This window comes from Curtobacterium sp. MCLR17_045 (assembly GCF_003234405.1).
GTDB classification, from domain to species: Bacteria; Actinomycetota; Actinomycetes; order Actinomycetales; family Microbacteriaceae; genus Curtobacterium; species Curtobacterium flaccumfaciens.
Map to the genome: position 1 here is coordinate 201,855 of NZ_QKTB01000002.1, position 21,472 is coordinate 223,326.

Genomic DNA, 21,472 nt, shown 5'->3' on the forward strand with positions numbered 1-21,472 from the left:
CCGGATCGTCCGGGTTCGGCCCGGTGGGGCGTCACTCGGAAAGCTCTCTTCGGTGTGCGGTTGGCCGCACGACCTCCAGGCATTATCGCATGCCGCACCCGGAAAGCACCGGAACCCGCATGCGATGATGACCGCGTGACCGCGTCTGCACCTGCCCCCCGTCGTCCGATCGCGATGGCGGTCTTCCTGCTCGTCACCGGGATCGTCGGCCTGTTCGGCTCGTTCCGGCTCGTCCTCGACGAGTTCACGAAGTACGAGAACCCGAAGGCCGTCCTGAGCTGTGACGTGAACCCGTTCATCAACTGCTCCGACGTGATGGCCAGCTGGCAGGGGCACCTGTTCGGGTTCCCGAACCCGCTGCTCGGCGTCATGGGGTTCGTCGCCCCGATCGCCGTCGCCGTGCTGCTGCTCGCCGGGTTCCGGAACGGTTCGCGCTGGTTCTGGATCGTCTTCAACGCCGGGGTCTTCCTGGCGTGGGTGTTCGTGACCTGGCTGTTCACGCAGACCGTGTTCGTCATCGGCGCGCTGTGCCCGTGGTGCATGCTCGTCTGGTCGATGACGATCCCGATGTTCTGGGTGTTCACGATCTGGAACGCCGCCCAGGGTCGCTTCGGCGCCGGGGCACAGCGTGTCGGGCGGTCGCTCCTGCCCTTCAGCTGGGCGTTCGTGCTGGCGAACTACCTGGTCATCATCGTCACGATCATCATCAAGTTCCCCGCGGTCCTCACCAGCTTCTGAGCCGTCCCCGCTGCCCCTACGCTCGGGATCGATGAGCGAGCACGAGAGCAGCAGGGCGCGCCGCGACGCCGCACGGGAACGCGCGCGAGCGGCACGGGCGGCAGAGCAGTCTCGACGCCGGCGCCTCCGCACACTCGGCATCAGCGGGATCATCGTCGGTGGCCTCGCGGTGGTCACGGTGGTCGTCCTGGTCATCGCGAACTCCGTGCAGCCCGCCGGGCCGGGTCCGCGGAACGCGGTGAGCGACGGTGTCCTGCTCACCGGGGTGTACGGCAGGATCGTGCCCGTCGAGACGCGAGCGGTGCCCGACGGCGGGACCCCGACGCCGACCGCGCAGGACGGCTCGAAGACCGCGATCACGATCTACGCGGACTACATGTGCCCGTACTGCAACCAGTTCGAGACGGCCCAGATGCCCCGGATCCGGCAGTGGGTGGAGGACGGCACCGCCACCCTCGAGCTGCATCCGCTCGGGCTGCTCGACCGCGTGTCGCTCGGATCGCGGTACTCGACCCGCTCCGCTGCGGCTGCCGCGTGCGTCGCGGACCACGACCCGGACGCGTTCCTGGCCTTCAACAGCTCGCTCTACGAACACCAGCCCTCGGAGAGCACGCGCGGACTCACGAACGACGAGTTGGCGTCCCTCGCGCACGAGGCCGGGGCGACGGACCCGGCCGTGACACCGTGCATCACCCGGCAGGACTTCGCCGGATGGGTCGCCGACGCCACGAACCGGGCGATGAACGACCCCGTGCCGAACTCGTCGCTCGACGGGATCACGAGCACGCCGACGATCATCGTCGACGGCGAGCAGTACAACGCGGACGGTGCGGCGTCCCTCGCCGACGTCGACGCGTTCGCGGCCTTCGTCCGGCAGCACGGCGGGACGTCCTAGCCCCCCTCACGACGAGCGGCCCCCGCTCCCGGATGGGAGCGAGGGCCGTCGGTCGTTCGGGGAGTGCTACTTCGCCGCGGCGTCGATCGCGGTGATGACGGTGCTCAGGTCGTCCAGGCGCTTGCCGTCGACGACGATCGTCGGCGTGCCGAAGCCCTGCGTGCCCGCGAGCGCCTCGTTCGTGGTGACGGCCTGCGTCGACTTCGTCACCCAGCCCTTGAACTGCTCGGACGACAGGCACTGGGACAGGTCCGAACCGGTCGCGCCGCCCGCCTTGACGAGCTTCGCGATCTCGGAGTTGGTCAGGCCCTTGGTGCCCTCGGCCGGCTGGTTCTCGAAGAACTGCGTCTGCACGTCGAGGAACTTGTCCGGCGCGTAGTTCGCCACGCACATGGCGGCGTTCGCGGCACGGCTGGCGTAGCGGGAGCCCGCGTAGCTGCGGTCCAGGATCGACACCGGCTGGATCGCCAGGGTCGCGTCGCCCGACTTCACCTTGTCGAGGATCTGGTCGGAGTAGGCCGCCTCGAACTGCTTGCAGACCGGGCAGGCCCAGTCCACGTACTCGGTGACCGTCACGGCGCCGTCGCTGTTCGCCGTCGGGACCGGCGAGGCCGAGCCCGTCGCGGAGACGGCCGGCGTGGTCACCGGGGTGACCTTGCCGTCCTGGCCGGTGAACTGGATCGCGCCGGTGGCCATGTTCTTTGGCCCGGCTGCGGACACCACGGGCGCGTTGTTCACGTTCACCGCGACGATCGCGATGATCGCAGCGATCGCCAGGATGCCCAGGCCGATGCCGCCCTGCAGGAACCACTTGTTGCGGCGCTTGCGGCGCTTCTCGGCGTCGGCGCGCTGCCGTGCGACCTCTCGGGCGTGCTGACGCCGCTCGTTCTTGGTGGGTCGGTCGTTGTTCGTCACGTCGTCCCCGTCGCTCAGGCGAACCAGAGCGCGAGCTCGCGCGCGGCCGACTCGGGGCTGTCCGAACCGTGGACCAGGTTCTGCTGCACCTTGAGGCCCCAGTCGCGGCCCAGGTCACCACGGATGGTGCCGGGCGCGGCCGAGGTCGGGTCGGTGGTGCCGGCGAGCGAGCGGAAGCCCGCGATCGCACCGTTGCCGGCGACGCGCACGGCGACGACGGGACCGGACTGCATGAACTCGACGAGCGGCTCGAAGAACGGCTTGCCCTGGTGCTCCTCGTAGTGCGCGTCGAGCAGGTCACGCGGCGCGGTGAGCATCTTCAGGTCGACGAGCTCGTAGCCCTTCGCCTCGATCCGGCGGAGGATCTCACCGGTCAGCTGGCGGGCGACGCCGTCGGGCTTGACGAGGACGAGGGTCTCTTCGAAGTCGGACACGCAGTACTCCCTGTGTTCGGGGTCGAATGTGGTGGTCAGTCCTCGCCCATGGCCGCTCGGCGCGCGGCGTTCTGACGGTCCAGTTGACCGCCCTTGACGAAGCAGAAGACCCACAGCGCCAGGAACACCACGGCGACCGCGAACATGAACGGTTCGATGAACCCGGTGGCGAGGATGGCCGCCTGCAGCAGCCACCCGAACCATACACCGGCCCGGTTGCCCGTCAGACGTGAGGCAGCTGCGAGGACGATGATCGCGCCGATGCCCCCGCCGAAGGCCGCGGCGGGCGGCAGCGTGCCCTTGCCGAAGACGACGAGCATGGGGAAGAAGAACATGATCGCCTCGAGCACGAGCGTGATCGAGAGCAGGCTCTCCTGCGCCCCGCGTTCGCGGCGCGGCTTCCGGGTGCGCGGTGCGCGGCCCGGCCGGGAGGCCCGTGGTGCGTCCGTCACTTCGCCTCGCCTTCGCGGTGCACGAGGTCCATGACCGCGCCCACCATCACGATGGAGCCCGCGACGAGCACGAGGGCGTCCTCGGCGTCGGCCTCGTCGGCCAGGCTGCGCGCTTCCTGCAGTGCGGACGCCAGGGAGGGCTCGACGACGACGCGGTCCTCACCGACCTCGTCGACGACGACCCGGGCGAACTCGTCCGCGTCGAGCGCACGCTCCCCCGGCGGCTGCGTCACGACGAACGTGGCGACGGTGTCCTTGAGCGCGCGGACGAACCCGCGGGCGTCCTTGTCGCCGAGGATCCCGACGACGCCGACGACGTGCTCGGACGGGAACGCGACCGGCAGCGCCTCGGCCAGGGCCTTCGCACCGTGCGGGTTGTGCGCGGCGTCGACGACGACGGTCGGGTCGGTCGCGATGGGCTGCAGGCGACCGGGGCTGGTCGTGCCGGCGATGCCCTCGGACAGGACGTCCTCGTCGAGGGCCTGGGCCCCGCGGCCGAGGAACGACTCGACCGCCGCGATGGCCACGGCGGCGTTCTCGGCCTGGTGCCGGCCGAACAGCGGCAGGAACAGGTCGTCGTAGCGGCCGGCGATGCCCTGCACGGTGATGAGCTGTCCGCCCACGGCCGGGGTGACGTCGACGACGCTGAATCCCGTACCTTCGACGGCCAGGGTGGACTCGGTGAGCTCGGCGGCGCGCACGAGTTCGGCGAGGGCCTCGGGGACCTGTCGGCTCGACACAACGGCGGACGACGGCTTGACGATGCCCGACTTGGTGCGGGCGATCTCGGCCACGGTGGCACCGAGCTGCTTCGCGTGGTCGATGGCGATCGGCGTGAACACCGACACCTGGCTCTGCACGACGTTGGTGGAGTCCCACTCGCCGCCCATGCCGACCTCGATCACGGCGACGTCCACCGGCGCCTCGGCGAAGCACGCCAGGGCGAGCACGGTGAGCGCCTCGAAGAAGGTCAGCGGGAGTTCGCCCTTGTCGGCGAGCTCGCGGTCGGTGATCTCGAGCACCGGGGCGATGTCGTCCCAGTTCTCGACGAACCGGTCCGCCGCGATCGGCTGACCGTCGACCACGATGCGCTCCCGGATCGACACCAGGTGCGGGCTCGTCATCAGGCCGGTCCGCAGACCGTGGGCCCGGACGATGCTCTCGATGGTGCGCGCGGTCGACGTCTTGCCGTTCGTGCCCGTGACGTGGATCACCGGGTACGCCAGGTGCGGGTCGCCGAGCAGCTCGACGGCGCGGCGCGTGGCGGTCAGCCGGCGCTCGGGGGCCTGTTCGCCGATGCGGGCGTACAGGGCGGCCTCGACGCGCCGGACCTCGTCGTCGTCGCCGCCGTAGGGCACGGCGTCGGCCGGAGCGTCGCCGGAGGGGCCGACCGGGATCCGGATGCCGTCCGCACTGCGCCCGTCAACACCGTGACCGTCGAGCTCGTCGTGTCCGACGAACTCCTCGTTCACCTCGTGGTCGTCGTACTGGTCGTGGTCACTCATGCGCGTGCTACCTCCACGGATACCTTCGCACCGTCACCGACGTCGGTGGTGGTGTCGTCCGCCCCGAGGGGCACGATCTCGACGCTCGTCGCCAGGGTCTCCCCCGCGATGAGCTCCTGGTGCGCGCGGACCGCGCCGTCGGCCGTGTCGTCCACCCGGAGGGTCAGGGCGATGCGGTCGCTGACGTCGAGGTCGGCGTCGCGGCGGGCCTGCTGGACGGCGCGGACGACGTCACGGGCGAGCCCCTCGGCCTCGAGCTCGGGCGTCGTCACGGTGTCGAGCACGACGAAGCCGCCCTCGTCGAGGAACGCCACGGCCACCGAAGAGTCGGCCACGGTGAGGTCGAGCGAGTACTCGCCCTCGATCAGGTCGACGCCGCCGACGGTCACGCCGGAGTCGGTCGCGGTCCAGTCGCCCTTCTTGGCGGCCGGGATCACCTGCTGCACCTGCTTGCCGATGCGGGGGCCGGCGACCCGGGCGTTCACGGTGAGCTTCCGCTCGATGCCGTACTGCGCCAGCGACTCCTCGGCCTGGGCCTCGAGCACCACGCGCTTGACGTTGAGCTCGTCGCGCAGGATGTCGGCGAACGGATCGACCGCGGCCGGGTCCGGCACCACCAGGGTCAGCGTGGCCAGGGGCAGGCGGACGCGCTTGCCGGTGGCCTTGCGGAGCGCCAGTCCCTTCGAGGCGACGTCGCGCACGCGGTCCATCGCGTCGACGAGGGCGTCGTCGGCGGGGAACTCGTCGGGGTCCGGGAAGTCCGTCAGGTGGACGCTGCGTCCGCCGGTCAGGCCCTTCCAGATCTCCTCGGTGACGAGCGGCGCGAGCGGGGCGGCGACCCGGGTCAGGGTCTCGAGCACGGTGTACAGCGTGTCGAACGCCGCACGGGTCTCGGCGCCGGCGTCCGCGTCGGCCCCGGTCCAGAACTTGTCGCGCGAGCGGCGGACGTACCAGTTCGTGAGCACGTCGGCGAAGTCGCGGACGGCCTGGGCCGCGAGCGGGGTGTCGAGCGCGTCGAGGTGCGTCCGGACGTCGGTGACGAGGACCCGGGTCTTCGCGAGCAGGTACCGGTCGAGCACGTCGGTCGAGTCGGTCCGGCGCTGGGCCCGGTACCCGTCGGGACCCGAGGCGTTCGCGTACAGGGTGAAGAAGTAGTACGTCGACCACAGCGGCAGCATGAACTCGCGGACGCCCTGGCGGATGCCCTCCTCGGTGACGACGAGGTTGCCGCCGCGGATCACCGACGAGGACATCAGGAACCAGCGCATGGCGTCGGCACCGTCGCGGTCGAAGACCTCGGAGACGTCCGGGTAGTTCCGGAGCGACTTCGACATCTTCTGGCCGTCCGATCCGAGGACGATGCCGTGGCTGATGACGTTCTGGAACGCCGGCCGGTCGAACAGCGCGGTGGAGAGCACGTGCATGACGTAGAACCAGCCGCGCGTCTGCCCGATGTACTCGACGATGAAGTCGGCCGGGCTGTGCGACTCGAACCACTCCCGGTTCTCGAACGGGTAGTGCACCTGGGCGTACGGCATCGAGCCGGAGTCGAACCACACGTCGAACACGTCGGTGATCCGGCGCATCGTCGACTTGCCCGTCGGGTCGTCGGGGTTCGGCCGCGTCAGGTCGTCGATGAACGGCCGGTGCAGGTCCACTTCGCCCTCGGCGTTCACCGGCAGGCGACCGAAGTCGCGCTCGATGTCGGCGAGCGAGCCGTACACGTCGGTGCGCGGGTACTCGGGGTCGTCGGACTGCCACACCGGGATCGGCGTGCCGAAGTAGCGGTTGCGGGAGACCGACCAGTCGATGGCGTTGCCGACCCACTTGCCGAACTGGCCGTCCTTGACGTTGTCCGGCACCCAGTTGATGTCCTGGTTGAGCTGGCCCATGCGGTCACGGAGCTCGGTGACGCGGACGAACCACGACGAGACGGCCTTGTAGATGAGGGGCTTCCGGCACCGCCAGCAGTGCGGGTAGCTGTGCTCGTAGGACGCCTGGCGGAGCAGTCGCCCGGCGTCACGGACCGCTTTGGTCAGCGGCTTGTTCGCGTCCGACCAGAGCATGCCGGCGACCTCGCCGAACTGCGACGTGAAGACGCCGCCCTCGTCGAGGGACAGCACGACGGGGATGCCGGCGGCGGCGCAGACCTCCTGGTCGTCGGCACCGTAGGCCGGGGCCTGGTGCACGATGCCGGTGCCCTCACCGGTCTCGACGTACTCGGCGACCAGGATCCGCCATGCGTTCTCGTAGCCCTCGGCGTCGGCCAGGAAGTTGAACAGCCGCTCGTACTCGACGCCGTCGAGCTCGGCGCCCGTCAGGGTGCGCGCGACGGCGGCGAGCGCCTCGTCACCCGAGGCGTAGCCGAGCTCCTTCGCGTGCGCGGCCACGGTGTCGGACGCGAGCAGGTAGGAGACGGAACCGGCGTCGGCACCGTCAGCCGCGCCTCCAGGCCCTGCCGGGACGACCGCGTACGCGATCTCCGGACCGACTGCCAACGCGGCGTTCGTCGGGAGGGTCCAGGGGGTCGTCGTCCAGGCGAGCGCGCGCACACCGGTCAGGTCGAGCGCGGAAGCGCGGTCGCCGTGCAGCGGGAACGAGACGGTGACGGACTGGTCCTGGCGCATCTTGTAGACGTCGTCGTCCATGCGCAGCTCGTGGTTGGACAGCGGCGTCTGGTCGTTCCAGCAGTACGGCAGGACCCGGAAGCCCTCGTACGCCAGGCCCTTGTCCCAGAGCTGCTTCCAGGCCCAGAGCACGCTCTCCATGAAGGTGACGTCGAGGGTCTTGTAGTCGTCCTCGAAGTCGACCCAGCGCGCCTGGCGGGTGACGTACTCCTGCCACTCGTCGGTGTACTGCAGCACGGACTTCTTGGCGGCGGCGTTGAAGACGTCGATGCCCATGGCGTCGATCTCGTGCTTCTCGGTGATGCCGAGCTGCCGCATCGCCTCGAGCTCGGCGGGCAGGCCGTGGGTGTCCCAGCCGAAGCGGCGGTGCACCTGCTTGCCGCGCATGGTCTGGTAGCGCGGGAAGACGTCCTTGGCGTACCCGGTCAGCAGGTGCCCGTAGTGCGGCAGGCCGTTGGCGAAGGGCGGGCCGTCGTAGAAGGTCCACTCCGGGCAGCCCTGTCGCGCGTCGATGGACGCCTGGAACGTGTCGTCGCGCTTCCAGAAGGCGAGGATGCCCCGTTCGACGGCGGGGAAGCTCGGCGAGGGGACGACGCCATCGGCATCGGCGTTCAACGGGTACGGCACCGGGACTCCTTGTGGGTTCGCTCGATCTCCACGAGGACGGAAACAGGTTCCGCGGTACCACCTCGTTTGCCGCCCAACGTGCGCTGTGCGACCACTCTGTGTCGGGGGTGGTGACGGTCCCGAACCCGCCCGGTTCTACTGACGGAGCCGCTGGTGCGCTCCGCGTTCTTCCGGAAGCTCCCCGGTGATGGCCGGATCGACGCTCGTGGAACACGACTTTACCGGACGGGAGCATGCTTGAGTGATGCCCGCAGAAGAACGTCCCGAGTCACTCGTCACCGTCCTGATCGCGTTCGGGGCGAACCTGCTCGTCGCGATCGCGAAGACGATCGCCTCGCTCGTCTCGGGTTCGGCCTCGATGGTGGCCGAGGCGGCGCACTCGTGGGCGGACACCGGCAACGAGGTGTTCCTGCTCGTCGCGGAACGACGGGGCGGCAAGAAGCGGGACACCGCGCACCCGCTCGGGTACGGACGCGAGACGTACATCTGGTCGATGTTCGCCGCGTTCGGCCTGTTCACGGCCGGTGCGATCGTGTCGATCTACCACGGCATCTCGGAGTTCGGGGACACCGGGCCGGCCGAGGACGTCGTGCTCAACTACGTCGTGCTCGGGGTCGCGTTCCTGCTCGAGGGCACGAGCTTCCTGCAGGCGTACCGGCAGGCGCACGGTGCCGCGACGAAGCGCAAGGTCCCGGTGCTGCGGCACGTGCTGCAGTCGTCGAACCCGACGCTCCGCGCGGTGTTCGCCGAGGACGCGGCGGCGCTGATCGGCCTGGTCGTGGCGTTCCTCGGGGTGTTCCTGCACCAGGTCACCGGGCTGGCGGTCTTCGACGCGCTCGGCTCCATCGCGATCGGTGTGCTGCTCGGGGTCGTCGCGATCGTCCTGATCGACCGCAACCGCCGGTTCCTGCTCGGCGAGAGCACGTCCCCGGAGCTCGAGAACGCGGTGCTCGTCGAGCTGCTGGGCCGGTCGCAGGTCGAGCGGGTCACCTACCTGCACCTGGAGTTCGTGGGGCCGTCGCGGGTGTACCTCGTCGCGGCCGTCGACCTGACGGGCAACGAGACCGAGGAGCACGTGGCGGTGCGGTTGCGTGACGTCGAGCAGTCGCTCGAGGACAGCCCGTACATCGAGGAGGCCGTCCTCACCCTGAGCTACCCGGGCGACGAGTCGCTGGTGCCGACCGACGGCGACGTGCCCGAGGTCGTGCGGGACGGGACGGCTTCGGACGTGGCGTCCGGTGGCGCGGGGACCCTGCGCACGGAGTGAGCGTCGACTGGGTGGGTGGCCGGCGGCGGAGTTCGTGCCGCAAGACGCCGGCGTGTCAGCAAGACGCCGCCACGTGCTCGAGACGCCGCAGGATCCAACGGCGTCTCGCCGTCGAGGCGGCGTCGCGCGAAGACGCCGGCGCTTCAGCGGGCGTCGAGGCCCGCGACCACCGGGGTGAGTGCCGCCGCGACGTACTCGACGAGCGCACGGCGGCCGACCCCGTCGGTGACCCACACCCCGAACGCCGCGGCGGCGGCACCGAGCATCGCGCCGGACACCGTCTGCGGCCAGAGTGAGCGCGGCTGCTCCCCCGTGCGGCCCGCGACGAAGGCGGCGACGGCCTCGTGCTGCGCCGTCACCCGGACCGCGACGCCCGCCACCAGCTCGGGCCCGATGCCCATCACCTCGGCCTGCGCAACGGCCCACGGCACCCGCTCGGGGTCGTGGGCACGGGCTGCCGCGAGGAGCGCCTGCTCAACGGCCCGGACGACGCTCGGCTCGGTCGACGCGGCGAGGTACCCGGGCAGCCCGGCGACGGCGGCGTCGAGTTCGAGCCACATCACGTCGGCCTTCGCCGGGAAGTAGTTGAAGAACGTCGCACGGCTGACCCCGGCGCGGGCGGCGATCTGGTCGACCGTGGTGCGTCCGTACCCCTGCTCGAGGAAGAGCTCGGCGGCGGCGTCCGCGAGCACCTCGGCGCTCGAGCGTCGGGGTCGGCCACCGCGGCGGATCGGTTCGTCCATGGGCCCCAGTAAACCGCTAGACTCGGTCAGCCATGATCTTGGACTCAGTACAGAAAACCCTCACCGCCGTCGCGGGCGCCTCGGCGGTCCTGCTCGTCCTCGCTGCCTGCAGCGGACCGGGCACGAGCACCGGGAGCAGCACCCCGGTCGCGGGCGGCACGCTCACCTACGCCTCCGGCGACGCCGAACCGACCTGCCTCGACCCGCACGTCGGCGGCAATTACCCGCAGGCACTCCTGGCGACGCAGTACATCGAGGAGCTCGTCGGGCTCGAGGACGGCAAGCCCACGCCGGAGCTCGCGACGAAGTGGAGCACGAGCGACGACGGGAAGACCCTGACGTTCACCCTGCGTGACGACGTCTCCTTCACCGACGGCACCCCGTTCGACGCCGCCGCGGTCGTGGCGAACATCGAGCACGTGCAGGACCCGGCCACCGCCTCGAGCACCGGCTACCTGGCGCTGCAGTCCATCACGAAGGCGACCGCCACCGACGAGCGCACCGTCACGCTGACGCTGAGCCGGCCGGACAGCGCGCTGCTCGAGTCCTTCTCGCAGCCCTGGGTGGGCATGGAGTCCCCGAAGGCGCTCGAGCGCAAGCAGGCGACGAACTGCGAGTCCCCCGTCGGCACCGGCCCCTTCGAGGTCACCGGTTGGAAGCACGGCGACCGCGTCACCCTGACGAAGAACGCCGACTACTGGGGCGCGACGAAGCCGCGCCTGTCCGGCATCACGTGGCGGTTCCTGCCGGACTCGACCTCGCGCTACGCCGCACTGCAGTCCGGTCAGGTCGACGTGATCGACAACGCCCAGCCCGACCAGCTCAAGGCCGCGTCGGCGAAGGGCGCCATCCGCGACCTCGACGCCCCACGCCCCGGCGCCTCGAACCGGCTCGAGCTGAACTCCGGGCACGGGGTGTTCCGCGACGAAGCGGTGCGCCAGGCCTTCATCGCCGGTGCCGAGATCGACCCCGGCCTGCAGTCGCTGTTCCTCGGCACCGCGAAGCGCTCGTACTCGGTGCTCTCGAGCGCGGAGCCGCTCGCGTACTCCGAGAAGAGCCGGTTCGACTACTCCCCCACCAAGGCGAAGCAGCTCCTCGACGACGCCGGGTGGAAGGTCGGGTCCGACGGCATCCGCGAGAAGGACGGCCAGCAGCTCACCGTGACGTTCCCCGTCTCGACGAACCAGTCGGTGCCGGCCGAGCGCAGCCTGTTCCAGCAGATCCAGGCGTCCGAGAAGGCCGTCGGGTTCAAGGTCGTGCTCGACGAACTCGACCTGTCCAGCTGGTACGCCGCCCTCGCCGCGAACGAGTACGACGTCGTCAGCGCCCCGTACACGAAGGTCGGCCCCGACGTCCTGCGCATCCTGTACGACAGCGCGAGCATCGAACCGGCACCGTCGGGCTACTTCGCGAACCTCGCCCAGCTCGACGACCCCGCCGTCGACCGGCTGCTCGAGCAGGCCGCCCGCACCTCGGACGCCGACGAGCGCGCCGACCTGTACGAGCAGGCGCAGAAGGCGATCCTGGCGAGCGACACCGTGCTCCCCCTGTACGACCAGCAGAACCACTTCCTGGTGCGCTCGTCCGTGCACGGCATCCGGACCACCCCGGTCTCGACGCCCTGGTTCGGCACCGCCTGGATCGACCGCTGACACGGATGCGATGGGTCTGGTGGGCCCTCCGGCGGCTCGCCGGGGGCATCGGCGTGCTCTGGGCCGTCGCGACGATCGTCTTCGTCGCGATCCGGCTCATCCCCGGTGACCCGGCGCTCGCGATCCTCGGCGGACCGGGCTCGCAGGCCTCGGCCGAGGCCGTCGCCCAGGTCCGCCACGAGTACGGCCTCGACCAGCCGGTCCTGGTGCAGTACGCGGTGTTCCTCGGACGCCTGGCATCCGGGCAGCTCGGCGACTCGTACGCCTTCCGCACCCCGGTCGCGACGCTCCTCGCCCAGCAGCTGCCCGTCACGCTGACGCTCGCGGTCGCCGGCCTCGTCGTCGCCTGGGTGCTCGCGATCGTCGCCGCCTGGGCCTCGACGCAGCGCGGCAGGATCGCCGCCGGGCTCACCAGCGCCCTGAGCGTCACCGCGAGCGTGATGCCGCACTTCTGGCTCGGCAGCGTGCTCATCGTCGTGTTCGCCACGTCCCTGGGGTGGGTGCCTGCGGTCAGTGACGGCACCGCGCGCGGCTGGGTGCTCCCGGTGCTGACCGTGGCCGTACCCGTCGCCGGGTACCTGGCCGAGACCGTGCGCGACGGCGTGGTCGACGCACAGCGCTCGGCCTTCGCACTCGCCGCCCGGGGTCGGGGCGAGACCCGCCTCGGGCTGTTCGGACGGCACCTGCTCCGGCACGCCGCCCTGCCCGGGATCGCGCTGTCCGCATGGGCCTTCGGGTCGCTCGTCTCCGGAGCCGTGGTCGTCGAGTCCGTGTTCGCCCTGCCCGGCATCGGCCGTGCCCTGGTCACCGCGGTCACCCAGCGGGACATGCCGCTCGTCGCCGGCATCGCGATGGTGTCGGCGGCCGCGTACGTCGTCGTGCTGGCCGTGGCCGACCTGGTCGAACGTGCCGTCGACCCGCGCAGCACCGCACGGAACGCGACCCTGCGCCCCGGTGCTGCGCGACGCCGTGGGCCCGGCCGTCCGGCGGGCGCGCGGTGAGCGGGATCGCCGACCCGGGCCTCCAGACCGGAGCGCCCGGCCACCAGACCGCCGCCGGCACCGAGCGCGTCCGTGGGGGGACGCTCGGCGCCGGCGGCATCGCCGCGGGGGTGGTCGTCCTGGTCGCCGTGGTGGCGGCGGCGTGGCCCGCCCTGCTCGGCGGCGGGGACCCGCTCGCGGTGCACCCCGCGGATGCCCTGGCCGCGCCGAGCGGCGCGCACCCGTTCGGCACCGACGAGTCCGGACGCGACGTCCTGGCGCGGGTGGTCGCAGGGACCCGGGCATCGCTCGTCGTCGGCGTCGCCGCGACCCTGATCGGCGGCGGCGTGGGCGTCCTGCTCGGCGTCGTCGCCGGGCTCGGTGCCGGGGCCGGACGACTCGGACGACTGCTCGACGCCGTCATCGGCCGCGTCACCGAGGTCGCGTTCGCCCTGCCGCTGCTGCTCGTCGCCCTCGTCGTCATCGCCGTGACCGGTCCGGGTCCGGTGCCAGCGGTGCTCGCGGTCGGGTTCGCGACCGCTCCCGGCTACGCCCGGATCGTGCGCGGCCTGGTCCGGGCGGCCCGGGGTTCGCAGGTGGTCGAGACGGCGGTGCTGCTCGGCCGCTCCCCCGCCCGCACCGTGGTCCGGCACGTGCTGCCGACGGCGCTCTGGCCCGTCGTCGCCGTCGCCACGCTCGGGGTCGGGCAGGCGGTCGTGTGGGCCTCGGCGCTGAGCTACCTCGGCGTCGGCACGCCCCCGCCCGCGCCGGAGTGGGGCGCGATGCTCGCCGACGGTCGCACCTACCTGCAGACCGCGCCGTGGATGAGCACCTTCCCCGGACTCGCGATCGTGGTGCTCGCGACCGCCGTCACCGTGCTCGGCCGGGCGATCCGACGGACCGGGGCCGCGCGGTGAGCGCCGTCCTCGATGTCCGCGGGCTCACCGTCGCCATCGGCGGCACCCCGATCGCGCACGGTGTCGACCTGCGCGTCGACGCCGGCGAGTGCGTCGCCCTGGTCGGGGCGTCCGGCTCCGGCAAGACCGTCACCGCCCGCGCCGTGCTCGGTCTGTCCGTGCCCGGCGCCGCCGTGCACGCCGACGTGTTCACGGTCGACGGCGTCGACGTCGGCGGGTACACGGACCGGCGGTGGCGTCGGCTTCGGGGATCGCGGGTCGGCTACGTCGGCCAGGAGGCCCTGGGCGCGCTGGACCCGCTGCGCCCGGTCGGGCGCGAGGTCGCCGACAGCCTCCGCCTGCACACCGAGATGCGTGCGGCCGAGCGCGTGGACGCCGTGCGCGACGCCCTGGCCGCGGTGGGCCTCGACCCGGACATCGCGACCGACGGCCGGCTCGCCGGGACCCTGTCGGGCGGGATGCGACAGCGGGCCCTCATCGCCGCGGCGACCGTCGGGTCCCCCGCGCTGCTGGTCGCCGACGAACCGACGACGGCGCTCGACGCCGGGGTCGCCGTCACCGTGATGGAACAGCTGCGAGCCGCGCAGGCCCGCGGTGCCGGACTGCTCGTCATCACGCACGACCTGGGGCTCGTCGCGGGGTGGGCCGACCGGGTCGCCGTCGTGCACGAGGGCCGGATCGTCGAGCAGGGTGCGGTCGCCGAGGTCTTCGCGGCGCCGACCCACCCCGCGACCCGGGCGCTGGTGCGTGCTGCCGGTGCTGCCGCGGCGGCGCCGGAGCCGGCGCACGGTGCCGATCTCGCAGACCGGTGCGAGGTCGATGGCTCCGTGCAGCCCTCTGACGATGCACCGAGCGGCCAACCTCGCACCGACCGCACGACTCCGCACCGTGCGCCGATCGGCAACCGCGACACCGAGCGCGCAACCTCGCACGGTGCGAGGGACGTGCTCGCGGCGCAGGGGCTCTCGCGGGAGTACGACGGGGTGCTCGTAGTGGACGACGTGTCGTTCGGGCTCGAACGTGGCCGGGTGCTCGGGGTGATCGGCGCGTCGGGCTCGGGCAAGACGACGCTGGCGCGGATGCTCCTCGGGCTCGAGACACCCGACGCCGGCACGGTCACGCTCGACGACGAGCCCTGGGTCCCGCTGCCCGAGCGCGAGCGACGCCCCCGACGGCACCGGGTCGCGGCCGTCGTGCAGGACCCCGGCGCGACCTTCGACGAACGGTGGAACGTCGAGCGGGTCCTCACCGACGCGTTCTCACGAGGTGACGAGCGGCGGGCACGCGGTGCGCTCGGCGACCGGGTCGACGCGGCACTGCGGCAGGTCGACCTCGACCCCGTGCTGCGGCCCCGCTCCCCCCACACGCTGTCCGGCGGGCAACGACAGCGCCTCGCGATCGCCCGTGCGCTGGCGACCGACCCCGAGGTGATCGTGCTCGACGAGCCGGTGACCGCCCTCGACGCCACGGTGCAGGACGCCGTGCTGCGGCTCCTCGAACGGCTCCGCGACGAGACCGGGGTGGCGATGGTGTTCGTGTCGCACGACCTCCGGGCGGTCCGGCGGATGGCGGACGACGTCCTCGTGGTGCACCGCGGCGCGGTCGTCGAGCACGGCCCCGCCGCCGAGGTCTTCGCGCGCCCGGCGCACCCGGTGACCGCGCGGCTGCTGCACGCCGCGGAGCGGCTGGCAGCGGGCCCCGCAGCGGGGGCCGCAGCCGACGTCACGGACTGAGCGACAGTCCACGCGCGCTCGCACCCGCGGACTGTCGCTGCGCGCGTGACGTCACCGACGGCCCTGGAACGGCCAGGAGGCCCGGGGCGCGTTCCGAGACGGAACGTGCACCGGGCCTCCTGGCCGGGTTGCCGCGGGGCGGCCCCGTGGTCAGGAACCGGAGGGTTCCTTCTGGGCGTCGGCCGAGATGATCGGGATCTCGCTCGTCGAGAAGTCCTTCGCCCAGTCGGACTGCGCGAGCTCCGACGTCGGGTCGTTGTAGTCCTCGATCACGCCGGCGATCTCGTCCTCGGAGCCGACCGTCGGGCCGGAGCCCATGAGCGGGCTCGCGGCGGTCTCCTTGGTGAAGTACACCGCGACCAGGCCGATCACGGCGGCGAGCATCAGGTAGAACGCGGGGATGTCCTCGGCCCAGCCGTACCCGGCGTCCTTCGCGGCGTTGATGAGCGCGGCGGTCGCGAGCGGGGTGGTCCCGCCGAAGAGCGACACCGACACGTTGAACGCGATCGCCAGGGCGCCGTAGCGGATGATCGTCGGGAACAGCGCGGGCAGCGTCGACGGCATGGTCGAGGTGAACGTGACCAGCACGACGCCGAGGATCAGCAGGCCGGCGAAGACGCCGACACCGGTGCCGGTCTGGACCAGCTTGAGGGCCGGCCAGGACAGCAGGATGAAGCCGATGCAGCCGGCGGCGAGCACCGGACGGCGCCCGAACTTGTCGGACAGCCGGCCGCCGAAGGTGATGACGACCATCATGAGCAGCATCACGATGACGATGAGGATCAGGCCGAACGTGGCGTTCTGGCCGAGGTTCTGCTCGAGGTAGGTCGGCATGTACGACAGCAGCATGTAGTCGGTCACGTTGAAGACCAGGACCAGACCGATGCAGATGATGAGCGAGCGCCAGTTCTCGGCGAAGAGCTTGAGGAACGGGGTCTTCTGGCCCTCGCGCTCGGCGGCCTGCTCCTGCTGCTTCTGGAACGCCGGGGTCTCCTCGAGCTTGAGGCGCAGGTAGAGGCCGATCAGGCCGAGGGGGCCCGCGATGATGAACGGGATGCGCCAGCCCCAGCTGAGCAGGGCGTCCTCGGACAGGCCGAACTGCAGGCCGGTGACGATCGAGGCGCCGAGCACGTAGCCGGCGAGGGTGCCGAACTCGAGCCACGAGCCCATGAAGCCGCGGCGCTTGTCGGGCGAGTACTCGGCGATGAAGGTCGCGGCGCCGCCGTACTCACCACCGGTCGAGAAGCCCTGCACGAAGCGGGCGACGAGCAGCAGGACCGGGGCCCAGAAGCCGATCGTGTCGTACGACGGGATCAGGCCGATCATGAGCGTGCCGGCGGCCATCAGGATCATCGTCAGCGCGAGGACCTTCTGGCGGCCGATCTTGTCGCCGATCGGGCCGAACACGGCACCGCCGATCGGGCGCACGATGAACGCTGCGGCGAAGAAGCCGAACGTGGCGACGATGTTCGCGGCCGGGTCGCCCTGCGGCAGGAACACCTGCGAGATGGTGACCGTCAGGTACGCGAAGATGCCGAAGTCGAACCACTCCATGGCGTTGCCGAGCGCGGCAGCCGCGACGGCACGCTTGAGCAGCGACTCCTCGACGACGGTGACGTCGTCCTTCGTCAGATCGCGACGAGCGCGCTTCGCGGCGCCCTTCGTGCGCAACGGCCGATCGCCGTGCGGGTGGGGTGCGTTGTTCGGTGCCAAGTCGTTCCTCCGGGGTGCGGTGCTTCCTTCGGGCGTCCGGCGGACGGCGACGTTGCAGCTCCTGCGAACCCTGCGCTCGCCGGACAAACCCAGGAAGACTAGCAGGCTCCGGGCGTGTCCGACAGTTCGGTGTGCTAAGCGCTGCTCGGTGATGGCCGCGTCCGACCGGTTCGTCCGCCTGCGTGCGCGTGCGCGGCCGCTACGATTGGGGCACCGCGCGTCAGGCGCGGAACACTCAGGCACCTCATCACGGACTCGGTGCCGCACACACGTACGGAAGGCACACCCATGACCAAGCCCATGCCCGAGAAGCCGAGCGTCGACGGACTGGAGCAGGTCTGGGGGCCGGTCTGGGAACAGGACGGCACCTACCGCTTCGACCGCGACGCCGCCGGTCACCGTGACGCCGTCTGGTCGATCGACACCCCGCCGCCCACCGCCTCCGGCTCGCTGCACATCGGGCACGTGTTCTCGTACACGCACACCGACCTCAAGGCCCGGTTCGAGCGCATGCGCGGCAAGCACGTCTTCTACCCGATGGGCTGGGACGACAACGGTCTGCCCACCGAGCGCCGTGTGCAGAACTACTACGGCGTCCGCTGCGACCCGACGCTGCCGTACGACCCCGAGTTCACGCCGCCGTTCGAGGGCGGGGACGGCAAGTCCTCGAAGGCCGCCGACCAGCTGCCCGTGTCGCGCCGCAACTTCATCGAGCTGTGCGAGCGCCTGACCGTGCAGGACGAGCAGCAGTTCGAGGAGCTCTTCCGCACGCTCGGGCTGTCGGTCGACTGGACCCAGTCGTACCGCACCATCGACGACACCTCGCGGGCGAGCGCCCAGCGCGCGTTCCTGCGCAACCTCGAGCGCGGCGAGGCCTACCAGGCCGACGCCCCGACCCTGTGGGACGTCACGTTCCGCACCGCGGTCGCGCAGGCCGAGCTCGAGGACAAGGAGATGCCCGGCGCGTACCACGGCATCGCCTTCCACCGCACCGACGGCGGCGACGACGTCGTCATCCAGACCACCCGCCCCGAGCTCCTGCCGGCCTGCGTCGCGCTCGTCGCACACCCGGACGACGAGCGGTTCCAGGACCTCTTCGGCACCACGGTCCGCTCCCCCCTGTTCGACGTCGAGGTCCCGGTGCTCGCACACCACCTGGCGCAGAAGGACAAGGGTGCCGGCATCGCGATGGTCTGCACCTTCGGTGACACCACCGACGTCGTGTGGTGGCGCGAGCTGCAGCTGCCGAACCGCGCGATCATCGGCTTCGACGGCCGCGTGCGTTCGGACGAGCCCGCCTGGATCGAGTCCGCGACGGGCCGGGAGCTCTACGCCGAGATGGCCGGCAAGACCGTGTTCTCGGCCAAGAAGGTCGTCGTCGACGCCCTGACCGCGTCCGGCGAGCTGATCGGTGACGTCAAGACCATCCAGCACCCGGTGAAGTTCTTCGAGAAGGGCGACAAGCCCCTCGAGATCGTGTCGACCCGCCAGTGGTACATCGTCAACGGTGCGCGCGACGAGCAGCTGAAGAGCACGCTCCGCCAGCGCGGCGAGGAGATCGCGTTCCACCCGGACTTCATGCGCGTCCGCTACGACAACTGGGTCGGTGGCCTGTCGGGTGACTGGCTCATCTCGCGTCAGCGCTTCTTCGGCGTGCCGCTGCCCGTCTGGTACCCGCTCGACGCCGACGGCAACCCGGTGTTCGACCAGCCGATCGTTCCGACCGAGGCACAACTGCCCGTCGACCCGGCCTCCGAGCCCGCCCCCGGCTTCACCGAGGACCAGCGCGGCGTGCCCGGCGGGTTCCAGGGCGAACTCGACGTCATGGACACCTGGGCCACCTCGTCGCTCACCCCGCAGCTCGCGGGCAAGTGGGAGACCGACCCGGCGCTCTACGACCTGGTGTACCCGTACGACGTCCGCCCGCAGGCGCAGGACATCATCCGCACCTGGCTGTTCACGACCGTGCTCCGCAGCCAGCTCGAGGCCGACGTGGTGCCGTGGAAGCACGCCTCCATCTCCGGCTTCATCGTCGACCCCGACCGCAAGAAGATGTCGAAGTCGAAGGGCAACGTCGTCACGCCGCTGTCCATCCTCGAGCAGCACGGCGCCGACGCGGTCCGCTACTGGGCGGCCTCGTCCAAGCTCGGCACGGACGCAGCCTTCGACCCGCAGAACCCGAAGCAGATCAAGGTCGGCCGTCGTCTGGCGATCAAGGTGCTCAACGCGGCGAAGTTCGTCTACGGCTTCCCGCTGCCCGAGGGCGCCACGAGCGTCACCGAGGCGCTCGACGTCGACATGCTCGCCGAGCTCGGTGCCGTCGTCGAGCAGGCCACCGCGGCGTTCGACGGGTTCGACCACGCGCGTGCCCTCGAGATCACCGAGCGCTTCTTCTGGACGTTCTGCGACGACTACCTCGAGCTCGTGAAGGAGCGTGCCTACGGCACCGCGTCCGACGCGACGCACGAGACGCAGGCGAGCGCGGTCCTGGCGCTGCGCGGCGCGATCGACGTGCTGCTCCGCCTGCTGGCACCGTTCCTCCCGTACGCGACGGAGGAGGTGTGGGCCTGGACCCACGACACCAGCGTGCACCGGGCCTCCTGGCCGACCGCGGCCGACCTGCCCACCGACGCGGCCCCCACCGGGCTGCTCGCGGCCGTCGGACAGGCGCTCATCGGGATCCGCGGTGCGAAGACGGCGGCGAAGGCGTCCCAGAAGACGCCCGTGACGCATGCGGTCGTCGCGGCGCCCGCCGAGACGCGGGTGCTCATCGAGCGCGCGGCGGTCGACCTGGCGGCCGTCGGCCGCATCGAGAACCTGTCGTTCGTCGACGGTGAGGAGCTCGCCGTCACCGAGATCGAGCTCGCGGAGCAGCAGGCGTAACGTCGCCTGTCCGGGCCGGGTCGCCTTGGTGACCCGGCCCGTCAACCACCGGACTGGAGGCACGGATGCAGTTGGGCACACGCTGGAACGTGGGTGGGGAGCCGCCTGCGCGACTGCCCGAGACGATGGTCGTCGCCGTGCGCGGGGTCGAGGACGAGCTCGCGGCGGAGTCCGTCGACACGGCGACGTGGGGCTGGACCCTGACGTTCCTCGAGGGCAAGCCGATCGTCGAGCTCGACGACGGCACCTCGATCCACCTCGACGCGCTCGGGCACGCCCAGGTGACGAACCCCGACGACGCGGGCGAAGAGGACTAGCGCGCGGCGCGGGGGCGCGCTGCGGGCTGCGCGGCGCGCGCCGCTCGCTGCGCGGCGCTTGGAGTGCAGAAATGGTCGGGTCCCCGGTGGGAACCCGACCATTTGTGCTCACGATGCGGGCGCCCCCGCCGGGGAGCGCCCGCGTGATCGCCGAGGGATCAGGACTCGGCGAGCCAGGTGCGCAGGACCTCGTTCACCTCGGCGGTGTGCGTGGTGAGCAGGCCGTGCGGGGCGCCCTCGATCTCGACGTACTCCGCCGCGGGCAGCGCCTGGGTGAAGCGTCGGCCGGTGGCGTCGATGGGCAGGATGTTGTCCGACGTGCCGTGCACGATCAGTGCGGGGACGGTGACCTTCGGGATGTCCTGGCGGAAGTCGGTCGGCCAGGTCAGGGGTGCGGCCGCGGACGCGATCGAGCCGGAGCCGGCCGCGATGTTCCAGGCGTTGCGGACCTGCTCCTCGGAGATGCGGGTGCCGAGGTTCTCCGACAGGTTGAAGAAGTCCTGGTAGAAGTTCGTGAAGTACGCGTAGCGGTCCTTCGCCACGTCGGCGGCGATGCCCTCGAAGAACGACATCGGGCCGGCGCCGTCGGGGTTGTCGTCGGTGATCGCGAGGAAGGGCTCGAGCGAGGCGAGGAACGCGACCTTCGCGATCCGGTCCTCACCGTGGCGGCCGATGTAGCGGGCGATCTCGCCGGTGCCCATCGAGAAGCCGACGAGGATCACGTCGCGCAGGTCGAGGGTCGTCAGGACCGTGTGCAGGTCGTCGGCGAAGGTGTCGTAGTCGTAGCCGGTGGACGGCTGCGAGGACTGGCCGAAGCCGCGGCGGTCGTACGTGATGACGCGGTAGCCGGCCTCGAGGAGCATCGGGACCTGCCCCTCCCACGAGTTGCCGTCGAGGGGGAAGCCGTGGATCAGCACGATCGGCTGCCCCTGGCCCTTGTCCTCGTAGTGGAGTTCGATGTCGATGCTGTTCTCGGTTCCGACGGTGATGGCACCCATGATCGTTCCTTCCCTGAGTATCGCGGAGAACGATCGTTCTCCACCGATGTGGACTACAGTAGAGAACGCCCGTTCC

General features: G+C 71.2%; 17 protein-coding genes. 9 read left to right on the forward strand and 8 right to left on the reverse strand.

What is annotated here, in order from left to right; genetic code table 11:
- Positions 1-135 precede the first annotated feature (135 nt).
- Positions 136-738, forward strand: coding sequence for a vitamin K epoxide reductase family protein (locus DEJ05_RS03130; protein WP_164941242.1), 603 nt, complete (start codon positions 136-138; stop codon positions 736-738).
- A gap of 31 nt (positions 739-769) precedes the next feature.
- Entirely contained in the window at positions 770-1,633 is an 864-nt protein-coding gene (locus DEJ05_RS03135; RefSeq protein WP_111109713.1) for a thioredoxin domain-containing protein, read from the forward strand.
- A gap of 66 nt (positions 1,634-1,699) precedes the next feature.
- Here the strand turns inward: DEJ05_RS03135 and DEJ05_RS03140 are convergent, their stop codons facing one another.
- From DEJ05_RS03140 to ileS, 5 genes are read right to left on the reverse strand one after another with little or no spacing between them, the layout of a single operon-like run.
- The gene (locus DEJ05_RS03140; protein WP_111033477.1) at positions 1,700-2,548 is read right to left on the reverse strand and encodes a thioredoxin domain-containing protein; all 849 of its coding nucleotides are present in this window, start codon (positions 2,546-2,548) and stop codon (positions 1,700-1,702) included.
- 14 nt (positions 2,549-2,562) lie between these two features.
- Positions 2,563-2,982: a nucleoside-diphosphate kinase gene (gene ndk, locus DEJ05_RS03145; protein ID WP_017885984.1), complete on the reverse strand. Its 420-nt coding sequence runs from the start codon at positions 2,980-2,982 to the stop codon at positions 2,563-2,565.
- A gap of 35 nt (positions 2,983-3,017) precedes the next feature.
- Entirely contained in the window at positions 3,018-3,434 is a 417-nt protein-coding gene (locus tag DEJ05_RS03150) for a DUF4233 domain-containing protein (protein ID WP_051596525.1), read from the reverse strand.
- Positions 3,431-4,939 carry a folylpolyglutamate synthase/dihydrofolate synthase family protein gene (locus tag DEJ05_RS03155; RefSeq protein ID WP_181440635.1) on the reverse strand — a complete coding sequence of 503 codons (1,509 nt, stop codon included), beginning with the start codon at positions 4,937-4,939 and terminating at the stop codon, positions 3,431-3,433. Before DEJ05_RS03155 ends, DEJ05_RS03150 begins: the two co-directional genes overlap by 4 nt.
- Positions 4,936-8,193 carry an isoleucine--tRNA ligase gene (gene ileS, locus DEJ05_RS03160; protein ID WP_111109714.1) on the reverse strand — a complete coding sequence of 1,086 codons (3,258 nt, stop codon included), beginning with the start codon at positions 8,191-8,193 and terminating at the stop codon, positions 4,936-4,938. Before ileS ends, DEJ05_RS03155 begins: the two co-directional genes overlap by 4 nt.
- 244 nt (positions 8,194-8,437) lie before the next feature.
- Between ileS and DEJ05_RS03165 the strand changes: the two genes are divergently transcribed.
- Positions 8,438-9,460, forward strand: coding sequence for a cation diffusion facilitator family transporter (locus tag DEJ05_RS03165; RefSeq protein ID WP_111030530.1), 1,023 nt, complete (start codon positions 8,438-8,440; stop codon positions 9,458-9,460).
- Positions 9,461-9,603: 143 nt separating this feature from the next.
- On the opposite strand, the gene DEJ05_RS03170 is transcribed toward DEJ05_RS03165, so the two are convergent.
- Positions 9,604-10,203: a TetR family transcriptional regulator gene (locus tag DEJ05_RS03170; protein ID WP_027464707.1), complete on the reverse strand. Its 600-nt coding sequence runs from the start codon at positions 10,201-10,203 to the stop codon at positions 9,604-9,606.
- A gap of 32 nt (positions 10,204-10,235) precedes the next feature.
- Between DEJ05_RS03170 and DEJ05_RS03175 the strand changes: the two genes are divergently transcribed.
- From DEJ05_RS03175 to DEJ05_RS03190, 4 genes are read left to right on the forward strand one after another with little or no spacing between them, the layout of a single operon-like run.
- Entirely contained in the window at positions 10,236-11,855 is a 1,620-nt protein-coding gene (locus DEJ05_RS03175; RefSeq protein ID WP_111109715.1) for an ABC transporter substrate-binding protein, read from the forward strand.
- Between the two features lie 5 nt (positions 11,856-11,860).
- Positions 11,861-12,856: an ABC transporter permease gene (locus DEJ05_RS03180; RefSeq protein WP_111109716.1), complete on the forward strand. Its 996-nt coding sequence runs from the start codon at positions 11,861-11,863 to the stop codon at positions 12,854-12,856.
- Positions 12,853-13,752 (forward strand): ABC transporter permease, encoded by a 900-nt coding sequence (locus tag DEJ05_RS03185; protein ID WP_111030533.1) that lies wholly within the window; start codon positions 12,853-12,855, stop codon positions 13,750-13,752. The genes DEJ05_RS03180 and DEJ05_RS03185 overlap by 4 nt, the downstream gene beginning before the upstream one ends.
- Entirely contained in the window at positions 13,749-15,485 is a 1,737-nt protein-coding gene (locus DEJ05_RS03190; protein ID WP_111109717.1) for an ABC transporter ATP-binding protein, read from the forward strand. The genes DEJ05_RS03185 and DEJ05_RS03190 overlap by 4 nt, the downstream gene beginning before the upstream one ends.
- A 150-nt stretch (positions 15,486-15,635) precedes the next feature.
- On the opposite strand, the gene proP is transcribed toward DEJ05_RS03190, so the two are convergent.
- Positions 15,636-17,198 carry a glycine betaine/L-proline transporter ProP gene (gene proP / locus DEJ05_RS03195; protein ID WP_246552629.1) on the reverse strand — a complete coding sequence of 521 codons (1,563 nt, stop codon included), beginning with the start codon at positions 17,196-17,198 and terminating at the stop codon, positions 15,636-15,638.
- 288 nt (positions 17,199-17,486) lie between these two features.
- On the opposite strand from proP, the gene valS reads away from it, so the two are divergent.
- On the forward strand, positions 17,487-20,081 hold the full coding sequence (valS, locus tag DEJ05_RS03200) for a valine--tRNA ligase (RefSeq protein ID WP_258376074.1): 2,595 nt from the start codon (positions 17,487-17,489) through the stop codon (positions 20,079-20,081).
- Positions 20,082-20,146: 65 nt separating this feature from the next.
- Positions 20,147-20,398 carry a hypothetical protein gene (locus DEJ05_RS03205; protein ID WP_027464702.1) on the forward strand — a complete coding sequence of 84 codons (252 nt, stop codon included), beginning with the start codon at positions 20,147-20,149 and terminating at the stop codon, positions 20,396-20,398.
- Positions 20,399-20,556: 158 nt separating this feature from the next.
- Here DEJ05_RS03205 and DEJ05_RS03210 read toward each other — a convergent pair whose 3' ends face one another.
- Positions 20,557-21,396 (reverse strand): alpha/beta fold hydrolase, encoded by an 840-nt coding sequence (locus DEJ05_RS03210; RefSeq protein ID WP_111109718.1) that lies wholly within the window; start codon positions 21,394-21,396, stop codon positions 20,557-20,559.
- Positions 21,397-21,472: the final 76 nt, after the last annotated feature.